Raw genomic sequence first — 25,467 nt, forward strand, 5'->3', positions numbered from 1 at the left:
GACGACGTATAACAAATAATAAAAACAACAAATGAAACAGGGAGCGTCACAGTGAGCACACTCGTCTGCAATTCCGTCCGCACGTCCCGTTTTTCTATCCCCCGCCCGCGTTCCACCCTGAGCCTGATCGGCTGCGGCAGTCTCGCCCTCGCCTTGCCGATGAGCGCCGATGCCGAGGGCTTCCTCGAAGACAGCAAAGCCACGCTGAACCTGCGCAACGCCTACTTCAACCGCAACTTCGTCAACCCGAACTATCCGCAGGGCAAGGCTGAAGAGTGGACGCAGAACTTCATCCTCGACGCCAAATCCGGTTTTACCCAGGGCACCGTCGGCTTTGGCCTGGACGTGCTGGGTATGTATTCGCAGAAGCTTGATGGCGGCAAAGGCACGGGCGGTACGCAGCTGCTGCCGATTCACGATGACGGACGCCCGGCGGACAATTTCGGGCGACTGGGTGTTGCGCTCAAGGCCAAGGTGTCGAAGACCGAACTGAAGGTGGGTGAATGGATGCCGGTGTTGCCCATCCTGCGCTCGGACGATGGTCGCTCCCTGCCCCAGACCTTTCGTGGCGGCCAGATCACCTCTACCGAAATCAATGGCCTGACCCTTTACGGCGGGCAGTTCCGTGGCAACAGCCCACGCAACGATGCCAGCATGGAAGACATGTCGATGAACGGCCGCGGCGCCTTCACCTCCGACCGTTTCAACTTTGGCGGCGGCGAATACACCTTCAACGACAAACGCACGCTTGTCGGTCTGTGGTACGCCGAACTCAGCGACATCTACCAACAACAATACTTCAACCTCAGCCACAGCCAGCCGCTGGGCGACTGGACGCTGGGCGCCAACCTCGGTTTCTTCACCGGCAAGGAAGATGGCAGCGCCCAGGCGGGCGACCTCGACAACAAAACCGCATTCGCCATGCTCTCGGCCCGGTACGGCGGCAACACGTTCTACATCGGCCTGCAAAAGCTCAGCGGCGACGATGCCTGGATGCGCGTCAACGGCACCAGCGGCGGCACCCTGGCCAACGACAGCTACAACGCCAGTTACGACAACGCGCAGGAGCGTTCCTGGCAGATCCGCCACGACTACAACTTCGTAGTCCTCGGCGTCCCCGGGCTGACGCTGATGAACCGCTACATCAGCGGTGACAACGTGCACACCGGCACCATCACCGACGGCAAGGAATGGGGGCGCGAGTCGGAGCTGGCCTACACCGTGCAGAGCGGTCCGCTGAAAAACCTCAACGTCAAATGGCGCAACGCGACGATTCGCCGGGACTTCAGCACCAATGAATTCGACGAGAACCGGATCTTCATCAGTTACCCGATTTCGTTGTTGTAAACCCTGGCATGGAGTGAACGGAGGGTGAATCGGCCTTCCGTCACTTACACCGAAAGTCGCGTTGACAAGTTCCGGAAACCCTACCGATACTTCAGCGCAGTCATACGACAACCTACAACAAACCTAATAACAACGTGTAAGGGATTGCCATGACGTCCACCTCCACCGCCCCAACTCCGTTCAATCGCCTGCTGCTGACCGGTGCCGCCGGTGGCTTGGGCAAAGTCTTGCGCGAACGTCTGCGCCCGTATGCCAACGTGCTGCGCCTGTCGGACATCGCCGCCCTCGCCCCGGCCATCGATAACCGGGAAGAAGTCGTGCTCTGCGACCTCGCCGACAAAGCTGCCGTGCATCATCTGGTCGAAGGCGTGGATGCGATCCTGCACTTCGGTGGCGTCTCGGTGGAGCGCCCCTTCGAAGAAATCCTCGGCGCCAACATCTGCGGCGTATTCCATATCTATGAAGCGGCACGCCGACACGGTGTGAAACGGGTGATCTTCGCCAGCTCCAACCATGTCATCGGCTTCTACAAACAGAACGAACACCTCGACGCCAGCTCTGCTCGCCGCCCCGACGGCTACTACGGTCTGTCCAAGTCCTACGGCGAAGACATGGCCAGTTTCTACTTTGATCGCTATGGCATCGAAACTGTCAGCATCCGCATCGGCTCGTCGTTTCCCGAACCACAGAACCGCCGAATGATGCACACCTGGCTGAGCTTCGACGATCTCACCCAATTGCTCGAACGTTCGCTGTACACCCCCAACGTCGGCCACACCGTGGTTTATGGCATGTCCGCCAACAAGGACGTGTGGTGGGACAACCGCTTCGCCAGCCACCTCGGTTTCGAGGCCAAAGACACCTCCGAAGTGTTTCGCGAAAAAGTCGAGGCGCAGCCCATGCCGGCAGCCGATGACCCGGCGCGGATCTACCAGGGCGGAGCCTTCGTTGCGGCCGGCCCGTTCGGCGATTGACCGGCGCGATTCACGTCTCCAATAAAACCAAGGGAATGAGTATGCAAGCCGAATTGATCGTCGACGCCCGCAACGCGGTGGGTGAAAGCCCGGTCTGGGTGCCACAGGAAAACGCCTTGTACTGGGTCGATATCCCCAACGGTGGCCTGCAGCGCTGGAGTGCCGACACTGGCCATGTTCACGCCTGGAAGGCGCCCGAGATGCTCGCCTGCCTCGCCCGACACAGTCGCGGCGGCTGGGTGGCCGGCATGGAGAGCGGGTTCTTTCATCTGCAACCGCATGGCGATGGCAGCCTCGACAGCGATCGGCTAGCACCGGTCGAACACAGTCGTCAGGACATGCGTCTGAACGACGGCCGCTGCGACCGCCAGGGCCGGTTCTGGGCCGGCAGCATGGTGCTGAACATGGGTCTTAATCTGCCGGAGGGCCGGCTCTATCGTTACGGTGCCGGGCAAACAGGCGTGATCGAGGCACAGCTTGATGGCTTCATCGTGCCCAACGGCCTGGGCTTCAGCCCGGACGGCAAAACCATGTACCTGTCGGACTCGCACCCGAACGTCCAACTGATCTGGGCTTTCGACTACGACACCGAGACAGGCACACCCTCCAACCGGCGGGTGTTCGTGGACATGAACCATTTTTACGGTCGCCCCGACGGCGCAGCCGTGGATGCCGATGGCTGCTACTGGATCTGCGCCAACGACGTCGGCCTGATCCATCGTTTTACCCCCGACGGTCGCCTTGACCGCTCGCTGCAGGTACCGGTTAAAAAACCCACCATGTGCGCCTTCGGCGGCAGCCGGATGGACACCTTGTTCGTGACTTCGATTCGCCCCGGCGACGACCAGGATCCGCAGTCCCTGGCCGGTGGCGTGTTCGCCCTCAACCCCGGCGTCAAAGGCCTGCCGGAGCCAATGTTCGACGATCTGCTGTAACCCGCCCTTGCTGCATTGCTGTGCCTTGAACACAAAAATAACAAGACTGGAGAACCCCTCATGGACTTCAAACGCACGTTGCTCGCCGTCGCCCTCCCCCTCGCGCTCACCTTCGGCAGCGCGGCCCAGGCGCTGGAAATCAAATTCGCCGACATCCACCCCGCCGGGTATCCGACCGTGGTCGCCGAAGAACAGTTGGGCAAGACCCTGGTTGCCGAAAGTGACGGCAAGCTGACCTTCAAGATGTTCCCCGGCGGTGTACTCGGCTCGGAAAAGGAAGTGGTCGAACAGGCCCAGGTCGGCGCCATCCAGATGGCCCGCGTCAGCCTCGGGATCGTCGGCCCTGTGGTGCCGGACGTGAACGTGTTCAACATGCCGTTCGTGTTCCGTGACCAGGCGCACATGCGCAAAATCATCGACGGTGAAATCGGTGACGAGATCCTCGACAAGATCACCAACTCCGAATTCAACCTCGTGGCGCTGGCGTGGATGGATGGCGGCACGCGCAACATCTACACCAAGAAACCGGTGCGCAGCCTGGCGGACCTCAAGGGCATGAAAATCCGCGTGCAGGGCAACCCGATGTTCATCGAAACCATCAACGCCATGGGCGGCAACGGTATTGCCATGGACACCGGCGAAATCTTCAGTGCCCTGCAGACCGGCGTCATCGATGGCGCGGAAAACAATCCGCCGACCCTGCTTGAACACAACCACTACCAGAACGCCAAGTTCTACAGCCTGACCGGGCACCTGATCCTGCCCGAGCCCATCGTGATGTCGAAAATCACCTGGGAAAAACTCAGCCCCGATCAGCAGACGCTGGTGAAAAAAGCCGCCAAGGCTGCGCAGGCCCAGGAGCGCACCTTGTGGGATGCCAAGTCGGCCAGCAGTGAAGAGAAACTCAAGGCCGCGGGCGTCGAGTTCATCACCGTCGACAAGAAACCCTTCTACGAGGCCACCGCTTCGATCCGCGAAAAATACGGCGCGCCCTACGTCGACCTGATCAAACGCATCGAAGCCGTTCAGTAACCTCCCTGCCCTCAATACAAGGCCCGGCAGCGCTGGCGTCGCTCGACGCTCACGCCTGCCCGGTTACGGTGGAACCCGATGAAGAATTTGCTGCTGCGCATCAATGACCGGATTTACATGGCCTGCATCTGGGTCGCCGGTCTGTCGGTGCTGACCATTTCCCTGATCATTCCCTGGGGCGTGTTCGCCCGTTACGTCCTCGGCACCGGCTCAAGCTGGCCGGAGCCTACCGCCATCCTGCTGATGATGGTCTTCACCTTCATCGGCGCCGCCGCCAGCTATCGCGCCGGCGCGCACATGGCGGTGGCGATGGTCACCGACCGTCTGCAACCGAACATGCGTCGAACCATGAGCATCGTTTCCCAAGTGCTCATGGGCACCATCTGCCTGTTCATGACCATCTGGGGCACCAAGCTCTGCCTGTCGACGTGGAACCAGTTCATGAGCGCCCTGCCGACATTGCGCGTCGGCATCACCTACATGCCGATCCCGATTGGCGGCGCACTGACGCTGATTTTCGTGCTGGAAAAACTCTTGCTCGGCGATCAAAGCAATCGCCGCGTGGTGCGGTTCGACCTGGTTGAAGAAAACGAAGGGGCTGCCTGATGGACGCATTGATTCTGCTGGGCAGTTTTATCGCACTGATCCTGATCGGCATGCCGGTTGCCTATGCGCTCGGGCTGTCGGCGCTGATTGGCGCGTGGTGGATCGACATTCCGTTCCAGGCCCTGATGATTCAGGTGGCGGGCGGGGTGAACAAATTCTCGCTGCTGGCGATTCCGTTCTTCGTGCTCGCCGGCGCCATCATGGCCGAGGGCGGCATGTCGCGGCGGCTGGTAGCGTTCGCCGGGGTCCTGGTGGGCTTCGTGCGTGGCGGGCTGTCGCTGGTCAACATCATGGCCTCGACCTTTTTTGGCGCGATTTCCGGCTCGTCGGTGGCCGATACCGCGTCAGTGGGTTCGGTGCTGATCCCGGAAATGGAGCGCAAGGGTTATCCCCGGGACTTCTCCACGGCGGTCACCGTCAGCGGTTCGGTGCAGGCCTTGCTGACTCCGCCGAGTCACAATTCGGTGCTCTACTCGCTGGCGGCTGGCGGCACCGTGTCCATCGCTTCGCTGTTCATGGCCGGTGTCGTGCCGGGCCTGCTGATGAGCGCGTGCCTGATGGTGCTGTGCCTGATTTTCGCGCGCAAACGCGACTATCCCAAAGGCGAAGTGATCCCGATGCGCGAAGCCTTGAAGATCTGCGGCGAAGCGCTGTGGGGGCTGATGGCGATGGTGATCATTCTCGGCGGGATTCTCTCGGGGATCTTCACAGCCACCGAGTCGGCGGCCATCGCCGTGCTGTGGTCGTTTTTCGTCACCATGTTCATCTACCGCGACTACAAATGGAGTGAGCTGCCGAAACTGATGCATCGCACGGTGCGCACCATTTCCATCGTGATGATCCTGATCGGCTTCGCCGCCAGCTTCGGCTACATCATGACCCTGATGCAGATCCCGGCGAAAATCACCACGCTGTTCCTGACCCTGTCCGACAACCGCTACGTGATCCTGATGTGCATCAACGTCATGCTGCTGTTGCTCGGCACCGTGATGGACATGGCACCGCTGATCCTGATCCTTACGCCGATCCTGATGCCGGTGATCCTCGGTATCGGCGTCGACCCGGTGCAGTTCGGCATGATCATGCTGGTCAACCTCGGTATCGGCCTGATAACGCCGCCGGTGGGCGCCGTGCTATTCGTCGGTTCGGCGGTGGGCAAGGTCAGCATCGAAAGCACCGTGAAGGCGCTGCTGCCGTTCTATGCGGTGCTGTTCCTGGTGCTGATGCTGGTGACCTACGTTCCGGCACTGTCGCTGTGGTTACCGCACCTGGTGTTGTAACGCGATCACTGTGGCGAGGGCGCCTGCTCCCTCGTCACAGACTTCATATCAAGCCCGCAGCAACATGTAAGCCGCAACCACCAGGCACACACTGGCAAACCCCACCTGCAACGTCCTGGCCGGTACTCGCGCGCAAAGTTGGCGACCGATGATCATGCCGATGATGCTCGCCACAATGAACGCAGCACCCAGGCGATCAATCCGCACCCCCGCGTGAAACGCGCCGATCACGCCGATGGCGGAAATCAGGCTGATGACCATCAGTGAAGTAGCGACGATCCCGCGCATCTGTACATCGGTCAGTTGCTTGAACGCCGGCACGATCAGAAACCCGCCGCCCACCCCCAGCAACCCGGACACCACACCGGTGACAGCGCCCAGTGCCGCGAGGGTCGCGGTGCATTTGGCGGTCCAGTCGAAACGGCCGGTCTGTTCATTGAGCATGCAGTTCTTCTGGCCCCAACTGGCGTGGCCATGGTCGCTCGGGCCCTCCTGCTGGCGTTCGCGACGCAGCATGCGCCACGCCACCATCACCATCAGCAGGCTGAACAGAATCATCAAAATCTTTTCCGGCAACTGATGGGCGAAGTAGATGCCCACTGGCGAAAACACCGCGCCGAGCGCTGCAATCAGCAGCGCCGCGCGATAACGCACCAGACCATGGCGCAAACCATCGATCGCGCCGACCGCCGCCGCGCTGCCCACTGCAAACAACGCCACCGGCGCCGCTTGCGTCATCGTCCAGCCCAGCCCCAGCACCAGCGCCGGCACCGCGAGAATCCCGCCGCCGGCGCCGGTCAGACCAAGGACCAATCCCATCACCACGCCAAACAGACTTGCCAGCAACATAGAGTGTTCTCAGTCGACCCTGGACAGACGCGTCAGCCATTCGCGGCCCTTGAGCATGCCGTTCCAGTAGAACCACGGCAGCAGCGTCGCCTTCAGCCACCACGCGGAGCGGCGCGGCACGGTCGGGTCGAGGGGAAAGGTCGGCAGCAATTTTCCGCCGTAGCCGAACTCGGCGAGGATCACCTTGCCCTTCTCTACCGTCAGCGGGCAGGAACCATAGCCGTCGTACTTCAGCGGCAGTGCCAGATCCTTGCGCAGGGCCAGCAGGTTTTCCGCCACCACCACGACTTGCTTGCGCACTGCCGCGGCGGTTTTCGCATGGGTGGTGCCGCAGATATCGCCCAGGGCAAACACGTCGGGATAACGCGGATGTTGCAGCGTGTGCGGGTTGACCTCGCACCAGCCGCCGGCGTCGGCCAACCGACTCTGCGCGATGAAATCCGGCGAAACCTGCGGCGGGACGGCGTGCAACAGATCGAAGGTTTTCGCCTGACGGGTGACATTGCCGTCCGCGTCCTTGACGTCGAACCAGGCGGTTTTCGCCGGGCCGTCGACCTTCACCAGATTGGAATTGAACGCCAGCCGCGCGTTGTATTTTTCGATGTACTTCATCAGCGGCGGCACGAAGGTCGGGACGCCGAACAATGCGGCGCCGGCCAGATTGAACTCGACCTCGACCTTGCTCAGCACGTTGCGCTTGAGCCAGTGATCGCAGGACAGGTACAGCGCCTTCTGCGGCGCGCCGGCGCACTTGATCGGGATTGGCGGCTGGGTGAACAGGGCTTTGCCGCCGCGCAGTTTCTGCACCTGATCCCAGGTGTATTGCGCGTGCTGATAGCTGTAGTTGGACGTGACGCCGTGCTGGCCGAGGCTGTCCTGCAGGCCTTCGATCTTCTCCCACGCCAGGCGCAGGCCGGGGCAGACGATCAGGTTCTGATAGGTGATGGTGCGTTGATCGTTGAGGGTGAGGCGGCGCTGGTCGGGGTCGATGCCGGTCACTGCCGCCTGAATCCAGGTTGCCTGGCGCGGCATCACTTTGTTCATCGGTCGGGCGGTGTCTTTGGCGTCATAGGCGCCACCGCCGACCAGCGTCCACGCCGGTTGGTAGTAATGCAGGGTGCTCGGCTCGATCACCGTGATTTTCAGGCCGGGATCGCGCTTGAGCAGGCTCGCGACAAAACCGATACCGGCAGTGCCGCCGCCGATGACCACGATGTCCGCACTGATGGATGGGCCCCAGTGTTGATCGTTCATTGTTTGTTCCTTATGGCTGCACGCAAGGATAGCCGGGACTATTGCGCCCAGCTTTTGAGCACGGCTCCGCAGTAGAGTCCGGAAAGGGTTTTCATCACCTGGATCACTTCGTGACTGGCGAGACCGTAAAAAATGTACTTGCCTTCACGACGGGTCGCGACCAGCCCTTCATCGCGCAAGATGCCCAGTTGCTGGGACAGGGTCGGCTGCCGCACGCCGGTCATTTTTTCCAGCTCGCCGACGTTGCGCTCGCCCTGGGTCAACTGGCACAGGATCAGCAGCCGATCCTCATTGGCCAAGGCCTTGAGCAAAGAACAGGCCTTGGAAGCCGAGGCGCGCAGTTGCGCCACTTCACATTCGGTCAGACTGGATTGCATTTGCAGGATGCCTTCAACGTCACTTAAGCTGCGGACATTATGTGTTTACATAAAGTGTTGCAACCCACTACTGATTTTTCGTCCTCTGCCACAGGTTCATGTCCATGCCCGCGTTGATTGAAGCCTTTCTCGACCCCGCCTCCTCGACCTACAGCTACGTGGTCTACGAAGCCGACGGTGGGCAATGCGCGATCGTCGATCCGGTGCTCGATTACGACGGTGCCGCCGGCCGCACCTGCACGCTGCAAGCCGACCGGATCATCGCGTTCGTGCGCGAACATCGACTGCAGGTGCAATGGCTGCTGGAAACCCACGCCCATGCCGACCACCTCTCCGCCGCGCCTTACCTGCGCCGGGAACTGGGGGGCAAGATCGCCATTGGCGAATCCATCAGCAAAGTGCAGGACGTATTCAAAGCGCTGTTCAATCTGGAGCCGGAGTTTCGTGTCGATGGATCGCAGTTCGATCATCTGTTCACGCCGAACGAGTCATTCAGGATCGGCAATCTCAAGGCCACCGCCCTGCACGTCCCCGGCCACACCCCGGCGGACATGGCCTACTTGATCGATGGCGAACAGATTCTGGTCGGCGACACGCTGTTCATGCCCGACGTCGGCACCGCTCGTTGCGACTTTCCCGGCGGCAACGCCCATCAATTGTTCAATTCGATTCACAAGCTGCTGGCCTTCCCCGCCAGCGTGAAGCTTTACGTCTGCCACGACTACCCGCCGCAAGGCCGTGACTCGCAGTGCCAGACCACTGTAGGCGAACAGCGCAAAAGCAATATCCATGTGCATGACGGCATCGATGAAGCCACGTTCGTTGAAATGCGCACACGGCGGGACGCGGGGTTGGGAATGCCGACGCTGTTGCTGCCGGCGATTCAAGTCAACGTCCGGGCAGGAAACCTGCCGCCGGCGGAAGGCAATGGCGTTGTCTACCTGAAGATTCCCATCAACTCCGTGTAAGAAAAAAACACTAAGGGAACCCGAAACAAGGGGATTCGTACCTGTCACGTCGGACCCCATGAACTGGGCGTAATCTCGGCCGACAGGCAGACTTCATGGAGTAATCAACCCATGGAGATTTGGCAATATGGATATTCGCCGCAACCACCGGGATCTGTCCCCGGAGGAAAAGGCCGCCTTCGTCAACGCGGTTCTGACGCTGAAAAACAACGTGAACAGCGTGCTGCGTCCCGGCCAGCAAAGCCGTTACGACGATTTTGTACAGATCCACAAGAATTCAATGGGACGAGGTAATCCTCTTGTTCCCAATCCGCATCGCAGCCCCCTGTTCTATCCGTGGCACCGTGTGCTGATCCGCCAGTTCGAGTTGGCGCTGCAGGCCGCTGCTGATGACCCTCGCATCACCCTGCCCTACTGGAACTGGCAACTCGGCGGCGCCGACAATCCGTTCACTTCGGACTTCATGGGCGGCAACGGTGACACTACCCAAAACATGCTGGTAACAACCGGGCCCTTTTCCAGTACACAGTCGTCATTCATTGTCTCCGTATGGGACGAGGGGTCCGGTAACGCCGGGGTGCGCCGCAATCTCGGTGCTGCGGGTGCCTTGCCGTCACCAGAAACCGTCATTTCGGCGCTGAACAGAACGTCCTACTGGATGGAGCCGGGCGGTTGGGAAAACGTCTCCGAGCGCGAACTGCACAATCAGGTACATGCCTGGATCGGGGGCAGCATGATGGAAGCATCCTCCCCCAACGACCCGATATTCTTCCTGCATCATTGCTATCTGGATCTGCTCTGGGAGCGCTGGAAGAAGCTCCATCCGAACGTCCCCTCCTTCACTCAGGACGACCTGAGTCACTCGACACTGGTCTTTCACCCGGAAAACGAACCCGCTCCCTGGCCTCAGAGCTTTACCGTTCAGCAGACACTTGTTACCGAAGACCTGGAATATCGCTATGAATACCTGTGAACTGCATCGCGCTCAGTTACCCAGCGTCAAGCCATTCGCCGGCAACGGCAACGCCGTCTTGTAGCGCACCTGCTTGAGCGCAAAACTTGACCGGATGTTGGCCACGCCCGGCACCTTGGTCAGAAAGTCCATCATGAAGCGTTCGAGCGACTGGATGGTCGGCACCAGCACCCGGATCAGATAGTCCGGGTCGCCGGCCATCAGGTAGCACTCCATGACCTCAGGGCGATCGGAAATCGCCTCTTCGAAATGCTGCAGCGCTTCCTCTACCTGTTTCTCGAGACTGACGTGGATGAACACGTTGACGTGCAGCCCCAGCAGGTCGGCATCCAGCAGGGTCACCTGCTCGCGGATCAGCCCCAGCTCTTCCATTGCCTTGACCCGGTTGAAGCACGGCGTCGGCGACAGATTGACCGAACGGGCCAGGTCGGCGTTGGTGATGCGCGCGTTCTCCTGAAGGCTGTTGAGAATGCCGATGTCGGTACGGTCCAGTTTGTGCATGAGACAAAACCACCTGTTTTTTATGTTTATGCAGAATTTCTATCTGCAAATGATCTTCAGCGCAACGAAACAGAGAGAAATATTCTTCTTGCCCGGGCCTATGATTGTTGTAGGACAAGATTTCTTTTATCGAAGAATGACTGCCAGCTCACTACAAGAAATTCACAAGATCGAGCGTAGAAGCCATGACCCAAGCGTATGAACCGCTGCGTCTGCACGTCCCTGAACCCTCGGGCCGCCCAGGCTGCAAAACCGATTTCTCCTACCTGCATCTGACCGATGCCGGCACGGTGCGCAAACCTTCCATCGACGTTGAACCGGCCGACACCGCCGACCTGGCCCGTGGCCTGATCCGCGTGCTCGACGACCAGGGCAACGCCCTCGGCCCATGGGCCGAAAACGTGCCGGTCGAGATCCTGCGCAAAGGCATGCGCGCCATGCTCAAGACCCGGATCTACGACAACCGTATGGTGGTCGCCCAGCGTCAGAAAAAAATGTCGTTCTACATGCAGAGCCTCGGCGAAGAAGCCATCGGCAGCGCCCAGGCCCTGGCCTTGAACATCGACGACATGTGCTTCCCGACCTACCGCCAGCAAAGCATTCTGATGGCCCGCGACGTGCCATTGGTCGACCTGATCTGCCAACTGCTGTCCAACGAGCGCGATCCGCTCAAGGGCCGTCAGTTGCCGATCATGTACTCGGTCAAGGATGCGGGTTTCTTCACCATTTCCGGCAACCTCGCCACCCAATTCATTCAGGGCGTGGGCTGGGGCATGGCCTCTGCGATCAAGGGCGACACCAAAATCGCCTCGGCCTGGATCGGTGACGGCGCCACCGCCGAATCGGACTTCCACACCGCCCTCACCTTCGCCCACGTTTACCGTGCGCCGGTGATCCTCAACGTGGTCAACAACCAGTGGGCGATTTCGACCTTCCAGGCCATCGCCGGTGGTGAAGCCACCACCTTCGCCGGACGCGGCGTCGGTTGCGGCATCGCTTCGCTGCGAGTTGACGGCAACGACTTCTACGCGGTCTACGCCGCCTCCGCCTGGGCTGCCGAACGCGCGCGCCGCGGCCTCGGCCCGACCATGATCGAATGGGTCACCTACCGCGCCGGCCCGCACTCGACCTCCGACGATCCGTCCAAATACCGTCCTGCCGACGACTGGAGCCACTTCCCGCTGGGCGACCCGATTGCCCGCCTGAAACAGCACCTGATCAAGGTCGGCCACTGGTCGGAAGAGGAGCACGCCGCCGTCAGCGCCGAGCTCGAGGCCGAAGTGATTGCCGCACAGAAACAGGCCGAACAGTACGGCACCCTCGCCGGCGGCCAGATTCCAAGCGCCGCGACCATGTTCGAAGACGTCTACAAAGAGATGCCGGAGCACTTGAAGCGCCAGCGTCAGCAGTTGGGGATCTGACATGAACGATCACAACAACAATATTCAGTTGGAAACCGCCATGACCACGACCACCATGACCATGATCCAGGCCCTGCGCTCGGCCATGGATGTGATGCTTGAGCGTGACGACAACGTGGTGGTGTTCGGCCAGGACGTCGGTTACTTCGGCGGCGTGTTCCGTTGCACCGAAGGCTTGCAGACCAAGTACGGCACCTCGCGGGTGTTCGACGCGCCGATCTCCGAGAGCGGCATCGTCGGTGTCGCGGTGGGCATGGGCGCTTATGGCTTGCGTCCGGTGGCCGAGATCCAGTTCGCCGACTACGTGTACCCGGCGTCCGACCAGATCATTTCCGAAGCCGCCCGTCTGCGTTATCGCTCGGCCGGCGAGTTCACCGCCCCGATGACCCTGCGCATGCCTTGCGGCGGCGGCATCTATGGCGGTCAGACCCACAGCCAGAGCATCGAAGCGATGTTCACTCAGGTCTGCGGCCTGCGCACCGTCATGCCGTCCAACCCGTATGACGCCAAAGGCCTGCTGATCGCCTCCATCGAAAACGATGACCCGGTGATCTTCCTCGAGCCGAAACGCCTGTACAACGGCCCGTTCGACGGGCACCACGACCGCCCGGTAACCCCGTGGTCGAAACACCCGCAAGCCCAGGTGCCAGATGGTTACTACACCGTGCCATTGGACGTTGCCGCCATCACTCGTCCGGGCAAGGACGTGACCGTGCTGACCTACGGCACCACCGTGTACGTGTCGCAAGTCGCCGCCGAAGAATCCGGCGTGGATGCCGAAGTCATCGACCTGCGCAGCCTGTGGCCGCTGGACCTGGAAACCATCGTCAAATCCGTTAAGAAGACCGGCCGTTGCGTCGTGGTTCACGAAGCCACCCGCACCTGCGGTTTCGGCGCCGAACTGGTGTCGCTGGTGCAAGAGCATTGCTTCCACCACCTGGAGGCGCCGATCGAACGCGTCACCGGTTGGGACACCCCCTACCCGCACGCGCAGGAGTGGGCGTATTTCCCTGGGCCGTCCCGAGTGGGCGCGGCGCTGAAACGGGTCATGGAGGTCTGAATGGGCACGCACGTTATCAAGATGCCGGACATCGGCGAAGGCATCGCAGAAGTAGAACTGTCGCAGTGGCACGTCAAGGTTGGCGATCTGGTCGTTGAAGATCAGGTGCTGGCGGATGTGATGACCGACAAGGCGATGGTCGATATTCCCTCGCCGGTCCACGGCAAGGTGATTGCGCTGGGTGGTCAGCCGGGTGAAGTGATGGCGGTCGGCAGTGTGCTGATCAGCATCGAGGTCGAGGGCGCCGGCAATCTGAAGGAGTCGGACAAACCGGCGCCAGTTGCGGCGAAAGAAACGCTAGTCGCACCCAAAGTTGAAGCTGTCGTTGAAAGCGAACCCGCCGCGCCGCGTACGGCTCCGGTTTGCCAGGGCCCGGTGGTCGCTCGCGAAGCCGATGAGCGTCCGCTGGCCTCGCCGGCCGTGCGCAAGCATGCGCTGGACCTGGGCATTCAATTGCGTCTGGTACGTGGTTCCGGCCCGGCCGGTCGCGTGTTGCACGAAGACCTCGAGGCGTATCTGGCGCAAGGTCAATCGAACGCTTCGGCGCCGGTCGCTGCCGCGTACGCCCAGCGTCACGATGAAGAACAGATTCAAGTGATCGGCATGCGCCGCAAGATTGCCCAGCGCATGCAGGACGCCACCCAGCGTGCCGCGCACTTCAGTTATGTCGAGGAAATCGACGTCACCGCGATTGAAGAACTGCGTGCCCACCTGAACGAAAAAAACGGCGCCAGCCGTGGCAAGCTGACCTTGCTGCCGTTCCTGGTGCGTGCGCTGGTCGTTGCCCTGCGCGACTTCCCGCAGATGAACGCCCGCTACGACGATGAAGCCCAGGTCATCACCCGCCTCGGCGCGGTTCATGTCGGCGTCGCGACCCAAAGCGATGTCGGCCTGATGGTGCCGGTGGTGCGTCACGCAGAAGCTCGCAGCCTGTGGGACAGCGCAGCGGAAATCTCCCGCCTGGCCACCGCTGCGCGCAATGGCAAGGCCAGCCGCGATGAACTGTCCGGCTCGACCATCACCCTGACCAGCCTCGGCGCCCTTGGCGGCATCGTCAGCACCCCGGTGCTGAACCTGCCTGAAGTCGCGATCGTCGGCGTCAACAAAATCGTCGAACGCCCAATGGTCGTCAAAGGCCAGGTGGTGATCCGCAAGATGATGAACCTCTCCAGCTCCTTCGATCACCGCGTGGTCGACGGCATGGACGCGGCGCTCTTCATCCAGGCCATTCGTGGCTTGCTCGAACAACCCGCGACCCTGTTTGTGGAGTGACGCAATGCAAACTCTGAACACCACGCTGCTGATCATCGGCGGTGGCCCCGGCGGTTACGTGACGGCCATTCGCGCCGGGCAACTGGGCATTTCGACCATTCTGGTCGAGGGCGAATCGCTGGGCGGCACCTGCCTGAACATCGGCTGCATTCCGTCGAAAGCGCTGATCCATGTGGCCGAGCAGTTTCACCAGACGCAACATCACAATCAGCATTCGGCACTGGGCATTAGCGTTTCGGCGCCGACCCTCGACATCACCAAGAGCGTCGAGTGGAAGGACGGCATCGTCGATCGCCTGACCACCGGCGTCGCCGCGTTGCTGAAGAAGCACAAGGTTCAGGTCATCAATGGCTGGGCCAAGGTCATCGACGGCAAGACCGTGGAAGTCGGCGATACCCGCATCCAGTGCGAGCATCTGGTGCTGGCCACCGGCTCGAAAAGCGTCAACCTGCCGATCCTGCCGATTGGCGGGCCGATCATTTCGTCGACCGAAGCACTGGCACCGAAGTCGGTTCCGAAACGCTTGATCGTGGTCGGCGGTGGTTACATCGGTCTGGAGCTGGGCATTGCCTATCGCAAGCTCGGCGCCGAGGTCAGTGTGGTCGAGGCGCAGGATCGCATCCTGCCGGCCTACGACGCCGAACTGACCCAACCGGTGCACGACGCGCTGAAGCAACTGGGCGTGAAGCTGTACCTCAAGCACAGCGTGCTGGGCTTCAACGGGACATTGCAGGTGCGCGATCCGAACGGCGACACCTTGAACCTGGAAACCGATCAGGTGCTGGTGGCCGTCGGTCGCAAACCCAACACCCAAGGCTGGAACCTTGAAGCGCTGAACCTGGACATGAACGGTTCGGCGATCAAGATCGACAGCCGCTGCCAGACCAGCATGCGCAACGTCTACGCCATCGGCGACCTGAGCGGCGAACCGATGCTGGCCCACCGCGCCATGGCTCAGGGCGAGATGGTTGCCGAGCTGATCAGCGGCAAGACCCGCGAATTCAACCCGACCGCCATCGCTGCCGTGTGCTTTACCGACCCGGAACTGGTGGTCGTTGGCAAGACGCCGGACGAGGCCAAGGCGGCGGGACTTGACTGCATCGTGTCGAACTTCCCGTTCGCGGCCAATGGCCGGGCGATGACACTGGAGTCGAAAACCGGCTTCGTGCGGGTGGTCGCTCGTCGGGACAATCATGTGATTGTCGGTTGGCAGGCGGTCGGTGTCGGGGTTTCGGAATTGTCGACTGCGTTCGCGCAAAGCCTGGAAATGGGTGCGCGACTGGAAGACATCGGTGGCACCATCCATGCGCACCCGACCCTGGGTGAAGCGGTGCAGGAAGCGGCGTTGCGTGCGCTTGGGCACGCGTTGCACCTGTAAAAACCCGACACGGGGGAGTTTTTTCATAAGCAGGCTAATAAATCTGCTGCTCCCCCCATCGCCCGGGCTGCGAAACCGCTCAAGAATGAAGTATTGTTGTGCCCATCCAAAAAAACGTCAGAAGCCTTGAACCGCTTCGGCGGTTGTTCAGTGATAGAGGGTGTCATGGGTAACGAAAGCATCAACTGGGACAAGCTGGGTTTTGACTACATCAAGACCGACAAACGCTATCTGTCGTACTTTCGCAACGGCGAGTGGGACAAAGGCACCCTGACCGAAGACAACGTGCTGCACATCAGCGAAGGCTCCACTGCCCTTCACTATGGCCAGCAATGCTTCGAAGGCCTGAAGGCCTATCGTTGCAAGGACGGCTCGATCAACCTGTTCCGTCCGGACCAGAACGCCGCGCGCATGCAACGCAGCTGCGCCCGCCTGCTGATGCCGCATGTCTCCACCGAGCAGTTCATTGAAGCATGCAAGCAAGTGGTACGCGCCAACGAGCGCTTCATCCCGCCTTACGGCACCGGCGGCGCGCTGTACCTGCGTCCGTTCGTGATCGGCGTGGGTGACAACATTGGCGTGCGTACTGCACCTGAGTTCATCTTTTCGGTATTCGCGATCCCGGTCGGCGCCTACTTCAAGGGCGGCCTGACCCCGCACAACTTCCAGATCTCCACCTTCGACCGCGCCGCGCCACAAGGCACCGGTGCCGCCAAGGTCGGTGGCAACTACGCTGCCAGCCTGATGCCGGGCTCCCAGGCCAAGAAAGCGCACTTCGCTGACGCCATCTACCTGGATCCGCTGACCCACAAAAAGATCGAGGAAGTCGGTTCGGCCAACTTCTTCGGGATCACTCACGACAACAAGTTCGTGACCCCGAACTCGCCGTCAGTACTGCCGGGTATCACCCGTCTGTCGCTGATCGAACTGGCCAAGTCCCGCCTGGGCCTGGAAGTGGTCGAAGGTGATGTGTTCATCGACAAGCTGTCGGACTTCAAAGAGGCCGGTGCTTGCGGTACTGCTGCGGTGATCACCCCAATCGGCGGCATCAGCTACAACGACCACCTGCACGTGTTCCACAGCGAAACCGAAGTCGGCCCTGTGACCCAGAAGCTCTACAAAGAGCTGACCGGCGTGCAGACCGGCGACGTCGAAGCGCCAGCAGGCTGGATCGTCAAGGTTTGATCTGACGGCCAGATGCACAAAAGCCCCCATCGAGTAATCGATGGGGGCTTTTTCATTCGCCTCGCTCGCCGGCCTTCATGGCAATCCGCTTGCCCGCACGACCGGCAATCCCACTCGCCTGCCCGTTCTGCTGCTTGCCCATTCGTGCCTGAGTAATCAATCCGGGAATCAGCTCCCCCTCCGGCAGGTTCTTCCAGAACCGCGTCGGCAAATGCCCCTGCATGACTTTCTCGTTCAAACGCGCCGGGTTGAAGATGTGGCTGTAGTACGTCAGCCACAAGTCACCGTGGGGATCGTCGACGTTCTGCGCCAGTTGCTGCCACTCCAGCGGACACTGACGTTCATGGATCAGTTGTTCACCATCGTAATAAACCCCGTCGCGGGGCGTGGCGATCAGCCAGCGATGCCGGCCCATGCGCCCGATAAAGTGTTCACTGGCGCTGTGCAGGATGTCGTGGGCCGGCTCGTGCCACGCGACATATTGCGGGCCCGGCAGCTCTGACGGGCGCTCGATGAAACGCACGAACGCATGCAGATGATGGGCTTCGCGCTGCACCTGCTTGATCCGCCGCTGTAACTCGCTGCCCAATTTGTCGCCGGCCATCATTGCCGTGCGATCACCATGGCTGACCCGCCACAGCACTTCATACAGCAGGCTCCAGCGTTGATCGCCACGGTAGCGTGACGCTTGTTCCAGGGTGTCGAGCAACGCACGGGGAATCCGTGCCTGAAACGGGCCCTGCCCTTCGGGAACCGACACGTCACTGGCGAACAGATCGCTCACGCCTTCCGACACCCAGCTCACCAGACTCGGATCGATTTCATGGCTGAGCAGCCAGCGCGCCTGCTGGCGCCAGGTGTCGAACAGGTCGTCGCAATCGAGGTTGATCATCCCCATAGCCCCATCTGCTGCGGCATCGGTCGGTCGCGCAACTGCTGATAAAGCATCTGGCTGGTGACTTCTGCCTGCTGCGGGTGGTAATCGCTGGTGATGATGAACGGCTTGGCCTTGGCCAGCACACAGCGCATGCGCGCCACGTCTTCGTAGCGAATGCGCCGCTGCCGACGCAGTTCCACCAGACGTTCGGTGGTGCGCAGGCCGATGCCGGGAATGCGCGAGATCAGCGCCGGTTCAGCGCGATTGAGGTCCAGCGGAAACACCTCACGATTCTGCAGCGCCCAGGCCAGTTTCGGGTCGATGTCCAACGCCAGATTGCCCGGCCCCTGAAGCAACTCACCAGCGCTGTAGCCATAACTGCGCAACAGGAAATCAGCCTGATACAGGCGGTGCTCGCGCATCAGTGGCGGCGCGGCCAGAGGTACGCTTTTCGGGCTGTCGGGAATCGGGCTGAAGGCCGAGTAATAGACCCGGCGCAGGCGGAAGTTGCCATACAGGGCCTGAGCGCTGTGCAGGATGGTGCTGTCGTCGGTGTCATCGGCACCGACGATCATCTGCGTGCTCTGCCCGGCCGGGGCGAACTTCGGAGCGCGGGGTTCATTGAGCACGGTCTGCACGCCGGTGTAGATGGTATTCATCGCCTGCTTGATCGAACCGATGTGCTTCTCCGGCGCCAGGGTTTGCAGGCTGGCATCGGTGGGCAATTCGATGTTGACGCTCAAGCGGTCGGCATAACGCCCGGCCTCTTCGATCAACGCGGGATCCGCATCAGGGATGGTCTTGAGATGAATATAGCCACGGAATTCATGCTCTTCGCGCAGCAGCTTCGCAACGCGCACCAGTTGCTCCATGGTGTAGTCCGCCGAACGGATGATCCCCGAACTGAGGAACAACCCGCTGACGCAATTGCGCCGGTAGAAATCCAGCGTCAGCGTCACCACTTCCTCGGGCGTGAAACGCGCACGCGGTACGTCGCTGGAGCGGCGGTTGACGCAGTATTGGCAGTCGTAAAGGCAGAAGTTGGTCAGCAGAATCTTGAGCAGCGACACACAACGCCCGTCCGGCGTGTAGCTGTGGCAGATGCCCATGCCATCGGTCGAGCCCAGCCCGCTCTTGCCCTCGGAACTGCGCTTGGGCGCGCCACTGCTGGCGCAGGAGGCGTCGTACTTGGCGGCGTCGGCGAGGATGCTGAGCTTGTCGATGATTTGCATGGCACGGACTCGATACTGTTCGCATATACAGTATAGAGAGCGGTTGGCTCACACAAGGCGCAATGCGGCTCTTCGTCGGAATGTCGAGTTGCGGCAGTCAGGTCAATTTGACTCAATAGCAGTCAGATTGACTCGATCTCCCAAGAGTCATAATGACTACCAACCCTGCGCAGCCCTTGATATCAAAGGCTGTCCGGCATGGCCCGAAAATTGACTGGTCCCCCGTAGCCATTTGGCTGAAGACCAAAAAACGGGAGTTGAACATGGATCAAGTTTTTCAGGGCAAGCTTGCCGTCCTCACCGGTGCCAGTTCGGGCATAGGCCTGGCCGCTACCAAACGCCTGCTGGATCAAGGCGCACGCGTGTTGGCCATGTCGCGAAAGCTCGGCCCACTGGCCGAACTGCTTGAGCGGTATCCGCAGCAACTGGTGTGGAAACCCGGCGATGTCACTCAAGCTTCCGACCTAAACGCTTTGGCCGAACAGGCTACACGCCTCGGTCCGGTGAATTTCGTAATCCCTAACGCCGGTATTGCGGAGCTCGCTGACGGGCTCAACAGCTCGGCGTTCGATCGCCAATGGGCAGTGAACGGCGCCGGCGCCCTGAACACCTTGGCCGCCCTGCGCCCGCACCTTGCAGACAAGGCGTCAGTGGTGTTCATCGGTACTTTTCTGGCCGGAATCAGTTTCGCGGGACTGGCCGCCTATATCGCATCAAAAGCAGCATTGATCGCCCACGCCCGAACCCTCGCGGTCGAGCTGGCACCCCACGGTGTGCGCATCAATTGCGTCTCCCCCGGCCCGACCGCAACGCCGATCTGGTCGACACTGGGCTTGAGCGACGAAGCGCTCGGCGACGTGGCCCAAGGCGTCAATAAACGGCTATTGGGCGGACAATTCCTGGAACCTGCGGCAGTGGCCGACGTCATTCTTTTTCAGTTGGGCAATGGCGCACGCGGCGTCATCGGTCAGGACTGGGTGGTCGATAGTGGATACACCCTGAGCTAACGCACATGCACCGATCCGGGCGTGGATTCCGTCAACTGGCGACCTGACGAATCCCGCCCGGACTCGAGCAAAACCAGCCCCCAGCGCGATAACAATTCTCGGCGCCCCTGCACCGTCAACGTCAGTGCGCGACTGTCCAGATCCTGCGTCACCCATTTGCGCTTCAGAGCCGCCTGCAACAACGCCGCACCGAGCGAACCGCTCAAATGCGGCCGACGCATGCTCCAGTCCAGACACGGGCAAGCGAAGCGGCGGCGCAGCGTCGACAGATCCTTGACCTCAATGCCCAGCTCTTCAAAAAACGCCTCCCCGCTTTCACTGAGGCGATAAACCTGCTCATCGGTTTCCACCAGCCATCCCGCCTCAAGCAGGCGGTCATGCAACAACACCGCGAGCGTCCCGGCCATATGGTCGTAGCAGGTGCGGGCAAATTGCAGGCGATCCGGCGTGTGTGGTTTGAAGGTCGGCGCGGGGTTTTGGCCGATCACCATCAGCGCTTCCAGCGCCTGGACCACGCGCTTGTCGGCGAGGCTGTAATAACGGTGGCGGCCCTGCACATGCAGGCGCACCAAGGCCAGATCCTTGAGCTTGCCCAGGTGTGCGCTGGCGGTCGAGGCGCTGACTTCGGCAAGGGTCGCCAGCTCGGTGGCGGTGCGGGCGTGGCCGTCCATCAGCGAGCACAGCATTTTGGTCCGCGCCGGTTCCGCGATGGCGGCAGCCACTTGCGAGACGCCGATGTCTTGATGTTCTGCGTGCATATTTCGCTCCCGGACGAATCATCGCCCTCAAGGACTGGAGATAGTAGCAACACTTTCCCCACCGACAAGGTTGCGATCCATGGACCCGATCATCGCTGCGACTCACGCCGACCCCTACCCCTATTACGCCGAACTGCGCGCGGCGGGCGGGCTGACTTTTCATCACGGACTGAAACTGTGGGTGGCCAGCAGCGCCCGGGCGGTGTGCGCGGTGCTGGCGCATCCGGATTGCCGGGTGCGTCCGGTGCAGGAGCCGGTGCCCAAAGCCATCGCCGATGGCATGGCGGGCAAGGTGTTCGGCCAGTTGATGCGCATGAATGACGGTGAAGCTCAGCGCTGCCCGCGTTCGGCCATCGAGCCGTCGTTGGGGCTGTTTGATCGGGAAGAAGTCAGCGCGCTGGTGTCCGCGCGGCTGATCACAAACGATGCCGACGGCCTCTATAAAGCCATGTTTCGCGGCCCGGTGTGCGTGGTTGCATCGCTGCTCGGATTCACCCCGGCGCAGGCGCGGGTCATCAGTGAACTGACGGCTGATTTCGCGGCGTGCCTGTCGCCGTTGAGCAATGACCTGCAACTGGCGGCAGCCCATCGGGCGGCGGAGCAATTGCGCGGATACTTCATCGAATTGCTGGCGGATCCGAATCTGTTTATCGCCGACATTCGCCAGCGTTTTGTCGGCAATGAGGACGTGCTGCTCGCCAACCTGATCGGCCTCTGTTCGCAGACATTCGAGGCCACCGCCGGGTTGATTGGTAATGCGCTGGTGGCGTTGCAGCGTCAGCCTGAATTACGCGCGACGTCAGTGGATTCGTTGCTGACTGAAGTCCAACGCTTCGATCCGTCGGTACAGAACACCCGTCGATTTGTGGCGAACAGCTGTGAAATCGACGGCGTGCGGCTGGAGGCAGGTGACGTAATTCTGGTGCTGCTGGCCTCGGCCAATCGCGATCCGGCACTCAATGAAAACCCGGATCGTTTTATGCCGGATCGCCCGAATCGCCGCAGCTTCACGTTTGGCAGCGGTCGGCATCAATGTCCCGGACAAATGCTGGCGATGACGATCGCCCGCGCCACGCTCACTGAAATCCTCGCCCGCGACATTGATCCGGGGCGACTCGCGTGGCACTACCGGCCTTCGTTGAATGGGAGAGTTCCGATGTTCAGCGAGGTGCAGATTTAAGCACCGCTGCAATCAAGGATCAGGTGGCCCATTCCAGGGAAGCAGGCAACTGGAAACAGAGATCTACTTCCAGTTTTGCGGCCGCCGACAGGTTGACCAGCGCATCCAGCGAGAACTTGTCGATTTTGCCGTTGAGCACGTCGTTGAGACGCGGCTGAGTGACGCCAAGACGCTTGGCCGCCTCCTTTTGGGGAAGCTCCCACGCACGAATCGTTTCGCAAAGCGTGCGCATCAGCTTGGCCCGCAGACGCATGTTGGCCGCTTCCTGCGGCGTGTCTTCCAGCGCATCCCAGATGCTTGAGAAACGCTGAGGGGGATTTTGATGATCCTTCATGGATTAACCTGTTCCTGGCATTTGAATGTGCCACGCAGGCTATATCGAAACCGATATAAATCAAGCTCGAAGTGGCTTATTAAATATTCGGTATCACAAAGAGGATGTTCACAAGCAAGCACGCTTCACAGGCCGGCGGCGACCTCTTATGTGAGCCATAAAGCCTGACAAATGAAGCATCATTTTGCCCTCATCCGCGAGGCTACATCGCCTTGCGCCTTTGCCTACAACTACGCCAGAATCCGCCGGCTTGTGCGGTTTTGAGGGCGTCGGTAACTTGGTCCGCGTCACTGAATGGTCAGTGATCGGGTTTAGTCGCTCGGTGTTCTCCAACTTCGCATGCAGTCATTCAGTCAGGTGCTTTTGCGCCTGCGCTCAATGGTAGCTGTGCGCAGGGCGCCTTCGGGTGCGCCGGTAAAGCTTGGAGTCCCGGTCGACTAACCTGCGCATAGCTACCACCCAATCGTTTAGTCGCGAAATGGGTGTCAGCATTACTGGAGACTCTGAGCAAATGATCAAGCCAACGCCTAATCCACCGGAAACAGACTTAACGTCCGAATCCGACCCAACTTCCCCCTACTCCTCCACCGACTCAAAAAAACTCCACGAAGCCGCCGAGCGCGCCCTCGACCATTACCTGAAACCCACAGCCCCGAAACAACACTGCCCCGGCCGCATGTTCCTCGTCGCCCCCGACCTGGATCAGCATGCCCTGCTGGCCCACGCCTGCGAATCGATGACTTCGGCCAGCGTGATGCTCAGCGACTTCGCCGCGCTGCTGGACCCGCCCTACCGCAGCACCGTGCTGGGCATCGCCCAAGTGGTGATGTGTGGCGAACTGGCTGTGAACCGGGCGCTGGACACTCTCGATGCCACGACCTGAGGAACACCCATGGAAAGCAAATCCGATGCACACATCGTCGCCGCCCTGATCTCCATCGGCCTCAACGAGAAAGACAGCCAATGGGCCCAAAAGGCCTGTCTGCTACTGCTCGAGAGCGAACGGAAATCCATCGTCAGCGCCGCCCTCACCGCCCTCGTCCAGATTGCCCGGGACCATGGCGAACTGGACCGCAACCGCCTGCTGCCGGCACTCGCCAGCGTAAAACGCAGGTTCCCAAGCCTGACCGGCACGGTTGCCGCGACGCTGGATGAGATGGCAATTGCTGCGTAATACCCGGGGCGCAAGGCAAGAAAAAACCCGCAGCCTCCGTTGAGGGAGGCTGCGGGTTTTGTGTGCAGATGTGGTTAACGCCGAAAGTCAGACAGAACGAAAGGCGTATGCGCCCTCAAGTAAGCCTCGACCTCCTCCAGCGAAAGCAACCCTTCGCGGGACGAAACAGTGGCTTCTTTGTCATCGTCGCGAGTCACTGTCACGGTGTAAGCGCCTTCCGTCTCCTGCAAAACGCCGGTGAGTCTGACCTTCTGCCCGTCTTCCTCGGCGAAGGAAATCGCAGACAGTGGCTTTGACGCCAAGACCTGAGCCTTGCGGGCCAGAAAGGCTTCTCGCCGTACGAGGACATCCTTTCCGGCGAACCACAAAAAAACCATCGTGGCCGCCATGATTACCAGCTCGATGTTGTACATCGATCTCCGTCTTCCCGGGTGTTCGATAGTCAACCACGCAACGGTTTTGTAAATGATCTGTTCAACATCCATCGACCTGATCCTTGAGCCGTTCGAACAAGATGACCTCCGGTCATCAATCCTCCCGCGTCAAAACCTCAAGCAACTCAATCTCAAACACCAGATTCGAATTCGGCGGAATCTTGCCCATCGTCCGCTCGCCGTAACCCAGATGCGCCGGCACCAGAAGTTTGCGCTTGCCGCCCACCTGCATCCCCATAATCCCCTGATCCCAACCCTTGATCACCCGACCGGTGCCGATCACACACTGAAACGGCTTGCCCCGGCTCCAGGACGAATCGAATTCGGTGCCGTCTTCCAGCCAACCGGTGTATTGGGTGGTGATCAACGCGCCTTTGACGGCGGCTTTTCCGTCACCGGGCTGAAGATCGATTATCTGCAGTTCGTCATTCATAACATTCGCTCTATTGTTCCGCTGGCCGCCGTTTTCCCAGAAATACCGGCCATTGGCAACCGTTTGGCCCAAGGTTGCCGCTGTTTCCGGTGTTGACCGCGAATGAGGATTGTGTGGCGGACAGGCGCTGAGTCATGACCGGGCTGATTGAATTTTCAGCGCTCGGGCGTGCCGAATACAACGCCATTAAAGGTATGCGTGCAGCACTGGCACGTAGGCGTCATGTCTTCGGCTTTCAGGGCTGGATTGACGATTTGCAGGCGCTTGTTCTCATCGACGTATAACCCACTGTAGATGCTGGACTCACCCACCCCCACCACATCCCTTCGCTCGTGTTAATGCAGAGCGACCATCCAGAACACCGGTTCCTGCCGATCCAGCCGCGACACGGCTTCACTGAAAATCTCGTCCCAATCACCGCCGACACGCGACAACAGAAAGCGAAACAACGGCGTGTAATCGTAGCCATGGTGCTTGATGCCATGCATCGAACCGCGTGTAGCTTCGCTGTGGATTTCAGACTTGGTGTTTCGTTGATGCCGGTAATGCCCGCCCAGGTTGTTGCGCCAAACGTTGTGGGCGGTGGTGTTTTCTTTGCGATAAAGGGGTTTCTTGTCCAACGAATT

At 60.6% G+C, this 25,467-nt stretch carries 27 protein-coding genes and 1 pseudogene; 17 read left to right on the plus strand and 11 right to left on the minus strand.

Going from position 1 to position 25,467, the window contains the following annotated elements:
* Positions 1-51: 51 nt before the first annotated feature.
* The 6 genes from L6D74_RS10615 to L6D74_RS10640 all read left to right on the plus strand — a co-directional run bounded on the left by L6D74_RS10615 (position 52) and on the right by L6D74_RS10640 (position 6,174).
* Positions 52-1,347 (plus strand): OprD family porin, encoded by a 1,296-nt coding sequence (locus tag L6D74_RS10615; protein ID WP_064597539.1) that lies wholly within the window; start codon positions 52-54, stop codon positions 1,345-1,347.
* Positions 1,348-1,496: 149 nt separating this feature from the next.
* Positions 1,497-2,321, plus strand: a complete 825-nt coding sequence (locus L6D74_RS10620; protein ID WP_236189093.1) for an NAD-dependent epimerase/dehydratase family protein — start codon at positions 1,497-1,499, stop codon at positions 2,319-2,321.
* A gap of 41 nt (positions 2,322-2,362) precedes the next feature.
* Positions 2,363-3,256, plus strand: a complete 894-nt coding sequence (locus L6D74_RS10625) for an SMP-30/gluconolactonase/LRE family protein (protein WP_236189094.1) — start codon at positions 2,363-2,365, stop codon at positions 3,254-3,256.
* 60 nt (positions 3,257-3,316) lie between these two features.
* Positions 3,317-4,288, plus strand: coding sequence for a TRAP transporter substrate-binding protein (locus tag L6D74_RS10630; RefSeq protein WP_064597546.1), 972 nt, complete (start codon positions 3,317-3,319; stop codon positions 4,286-4,288).
* Positions 4,289-4,366: 78 nt separating this feature from the next.
* Entirely contained in the window at positions 4,367-4,894 is a 528-nt protein-coding gene (locus L6D74_RS10635) for a TRAP transporter small permease (protein ID WP_039767235.1), read from the plus strand.
* Entirely contained in the window at positions 4,894-6,174 is a 1,281-nt protein-coding gene (locus L6D74_RS10640) for a TRAP transporter large permease (protein WP_039767236.1), read from the plus strand. Before L6D74_RS10635 ends, L6D74_RS10640 begins: the two co-directional genes overlap by 1 nt.
* Positions 6,175-6,222: 48 nt before the next feature.
* On the opposite strand, the gene L6D74_RS10645 is transcribed toward L6D74_RS10640, so the two are convergent.
* The 3 genes from L6D74_RS10645 to L6D74_RS10655 are packed head-to-tail and all read right to left on the minus strand — an operon-like array spanning position 6,223 to position 8,654.
* Positions 6,223-7,023 carry a sulfite exporter TauE/SafE family protein gene (locus L6D74_RS10645; protein ID WP_236189096.1) on the minus strand — a complete coding sequence of 267 codons (801 nt, stop codon included), beginning with the start codon at positions 7,021-7,023 and terminating at the stop codon, positions 6,223-6,225.
* A gap of 9 nt (positions 7,024-7,032) precedes the next feature.
* The gene (locus L6D74_RS10650; RefSeq protein WP_236189098.1) at positions 7,033-8,277 is read right to left on the minus strand and encodes an NAD(P)/FAD-dependent oxidoreductase; all 1,245 of its coding nucleotides are present in this window, start codon (positions 8,275-8,277) and stop codon (positions 7,033-7,035) included.
* Between the two features lie 38 nt (positions 8,278-8,315).
* Positions 8,316-8,654, minus strand: a complete 339-nt coding sequence (locus tag L6D74_RS10655) for an ArsR/SmtB family transcription factor (protein ID WP_007952897.1) — start codon at positions 8,652-8,654, stop codon at positions 8,316-8,318.
* Between the two features lie 104 nt (positions 8,655-8,758).
* Here L6D74_RS10655 and L6D74_RS10660 point away from each other — a divergent pair, with 104 nt between their 5' ends.
* Together L6D74_RS10660 and L6D74_RS10665 are read left to right on the plus strand one after the other, a co-directional pair.
* Positions 8,759-9,622 (plus strand): MBL fold metallo-hydrolase, encoded by an 864-nt coding sequence (locus L6D74_RS10660; protein ID WP_085648329.1) that lies wholly within the window; start codon positions 8,759-8,761, stop codon positions 9,620-9,622.
* Positions 9,623-9,749: 127 nt separating this feature from the next.
* Positions 9,750-10,595 carry a tyrosinase family protein gene (locus L6D74_RS10665; RefSeq protein WP_236189100.1) on the plus strand — a complete coding sequence of 282 codons (846 nt, stop codon included), beginning with the start codon at positions 9,750-9,752 and terminating at the stop codon, positions 10,593-10,595.
* A 12-nt stretch (positions 10,596-10,607) separates the two neighbouring features.
* Here L6D74_RS10665 and bkdR read toward each other — a convergent pair whose 3' ends face one another.
* Positions 10,608-11,096, minus strand: coding sequence for a Bkd operon transcriptional regulator BkdR (gene bkdR / locus L6D74_RS10670; RefSeq protein WP_236189102.1), 489 nt, complete (start codon positions 11,094-11,096; stop codon positions 10,608-10,610).
* 185 nt (positions 11,097-11,281) lie between these two features.
* Between bkdR and L6D74_RS10675 the strand changes: the two genes are divergently transcribed.
* The 5 genes from L6D74_RS10675 to L6D74_RS10695 all read left to right on the plus strand — a co-directional run bounded on the left by L6D74_RS10675 (position 11,282) and on the right by L6D74_RS10695 (position 17,412).
* Positions 11,282-12,517, plus strand: a complete 1,236-nt coding sequence (locus L6D74_RS10675) for a 3-methyl-2-oxobutanoate dehydrogenase (2-methylpropanoyl-transferring) subunit alpha (protein WP_007965287.1) — start codon at positions 11,282-11,284, stop codon at positions 12,515-12,517.
* Between the two features lies 1 nt (position 12,518).
* Complete coding sequence (locus L6D74_RS10680; RefSeq protein ID WP_003224000.1) at positions 12,519-13,577, plus strand: alpha-ketoacid dehydrogenase subunit beta; 1,059 nt, start codon at positions 12,519-12,521, stop codon at positions 13,575-13,577.
* Positions 13,578-14,849 (plus strand): dihydrolipoamide acetyltransferase family protein, encoded by a 1,272-nt coding sequence (locus L6D74_RS10685; RefSeq protein ID WP_236189104.1) that lies wholly within the window; start codon positions 13,578-13,580, stop codon positions 14,847-14,849.
* A gap of 4 nt (positions 14,850-14,853) precedes the next feature.
* A complete protein-coding gene (lpdA, locus tag L6D74_RS10690; protein WP_236189105.1) occupies positions 14,854-16,227 on the plus strand; it encodes a dihydrolipoyl dehydrogenase in 1,374 nt (457 codons plus the stop codon).
* 165 nt (positions 16,228-16,392) lie between these two features.
* Positions 16,393-17,412 carry a branched-chain amino acid aminotransferase gene (locus tag L6D74_RS10695; RefSeq protein ID WP_064597568.1) on the plus strand — a complete coding sequence of 340 codons (1,020 nt, stop codon included), beginning with the start codon at positions 16,393-16,395 and terminating at the stop codon, positions 17,410-17,412.
* Between the two features lie 52 nt (positions 17,413-17,464).
* Here the strand turns inward: L6D74_RS10695 and L6D74_RS10700 are convergent, their stop codons facing one another.
* Positions 17,465-18,304: a TIGR03915 family putative DNA repair protein gene (locus tag L6D74_RS10700; protein ID WP_236189107.1), complete on the minus strand. Its 840-nt coding sequence runs from the start codon at positions 18,302-18,304 to the stop codon at positions 17,465-17,467.
* On the minus strand, positions 18,301-19,521 hold the full coding sequence (locus L6D74_RS10705) for a putative DNA modification/repair radical SAM protein (RefSeq protein WP_236189109.1): 1,221 nt from the start codon (positions 19,519-19,521) through the stop codon (positions 18,301-18,303). Before L6D74_RS10705 ends, L6D74_RS10700 begins: the two co-directional genes overlap by 4 nt.
* Positions 19,522-19,784: 263 nt before the next feature.
* On the opposite strand from L6D74_RS10705, the gene L6D74_RS10710 reads away from it, so the two are divergent.
* Positions 19,785-20,528, plus strand: a complete 744-nt coding sequence (locus tag L6D74_RS10710; protein WP_236189111.1) for an SDR family NAD(P)-dependent oxidoreductase — start codon at positions 19,785-19,787, stop codon at positions 20,526-20,528.
* Here the strand turns inward: L6D74_RS10710 and L6D74_RS10715 are convergent.
* Entirely contained in the window at positions 20,525-21,286 is a 762-nt protein-coding gene (locus L6D74_RS10715) for an ArsR/SmtB family transcription factor (protein ID WP_236189116.1), read from the minus strand. The two genes, L6D74_RS10710 and L6D74_RS10715, sit on opposite strands and share 4 nt — an antisense overlap.
* A gap of 79 nt (positions 21,287-21,365) precedes the next feature.
* Between L6D74_RS10715 and L6D74_RS10720 the strand changes: the two genes are divergently transcribed.
* Complete coding sequence (locus tag L6D74_RS10720) at positions 21,366-22,466, plus strand: cytochrome P450 (protein WP_236189127.1); 1,101 nt, start codon at positions 21,366-21,368, stop codon at positions 22,464-22,466.
* 19 nt (positions 22,467-22,485) lie between these two features.
* Here L6D74_RS10720 and L6D74_RS10725 read toward each other — a convergent pair whose 3' ends face one another.
* Positions 22,486-22,800 (minus strand): helix-turn-helix domain-containing protein, encoded by a 315-nt coding sequence (locus tag L6D74_RS10725; RefSeq protein WP_236189129.1) that lies wholly within the window; start codon positions 22,798-22,800, stop codon positions 22,486-22,488.
* A gap of 511 nt (positions 22,801-23,311) precedes the next feature.
* Between L6D74_RS10725 and L6D74_RS10730 the strand changes: the two genes are divergently transcribed.
* Complete coding sequence (locus L6D74_RS10730) at positions 23,312-23,683, plus strand: DUF6124 family protein (RefSeq protein ID WP_064597583.1); 372 nt, start codon at positions 23,312-23,314, stop codon at positions 23,681-23,683.
* A gap of 9 nt (positions 23,684-23,692) precedes the next feature.
* Entirely contained in the window at positions 23,693-23,974 is a 282-nt protein-coding gene (locus L6D74_RS10735; RefSeq protein ID WP_236189131.1) for a hypothetical protein, read from the plus strand.
* Between the two features lie 74 nt (positions 23,975-24,048).
* Here the strand turns inward: L6D74_RS10735 and L6D74_RS10740 are convergent, their stop codons facing one another.
* The 3 genes and pseudogenes from L6D74_RS10740 to L6D74_RS10750 form a co-directional block, all read right to left on the minus strand.
* Positions 24,049-24,459, minus strand: coding sequence for a hypothetical protein (locus tag L6D74_RS10740; RefSeq protein WP_236189133.1), 411 nt, complete (start codon positions 24,457-24,459; stop codon positions 24,049-24,051).
* 43 nt (positions 24,460-24,502) lie between these two features.
* Positions 24,503-24,841: an FKBP-type peptidyl-prolyl cis-trans isomerase gene (locus L6D74_RS10745; RefSeq protein WP_007952931.1), complete on the minus strand. Its 339-nt coding sequence runs from the start codon at positions 24,839-24,841 to the stop codon at positions 24,503-24,505.
* A 155-nt stretch (positions 24,842-24,996) separates the two neighbouring features.
* Positions 24,997-25,461: pseudogene (locus L6D74_RS10750) on the minus strand (hypothetical protein).
* Positions 25,462-25,467: the final 6 nt, after the last annotated feature.

The organism is Pseudomonas pharyngis, from assembly GCF_021602345.1.
Lineage (GTDB): Bacteria > Pseudomonadota > Gammaproteobacteria > Pseudomonadales > Pseudomonadaceae > Aquipseudomonas > Aquipseudomonas pharyngis.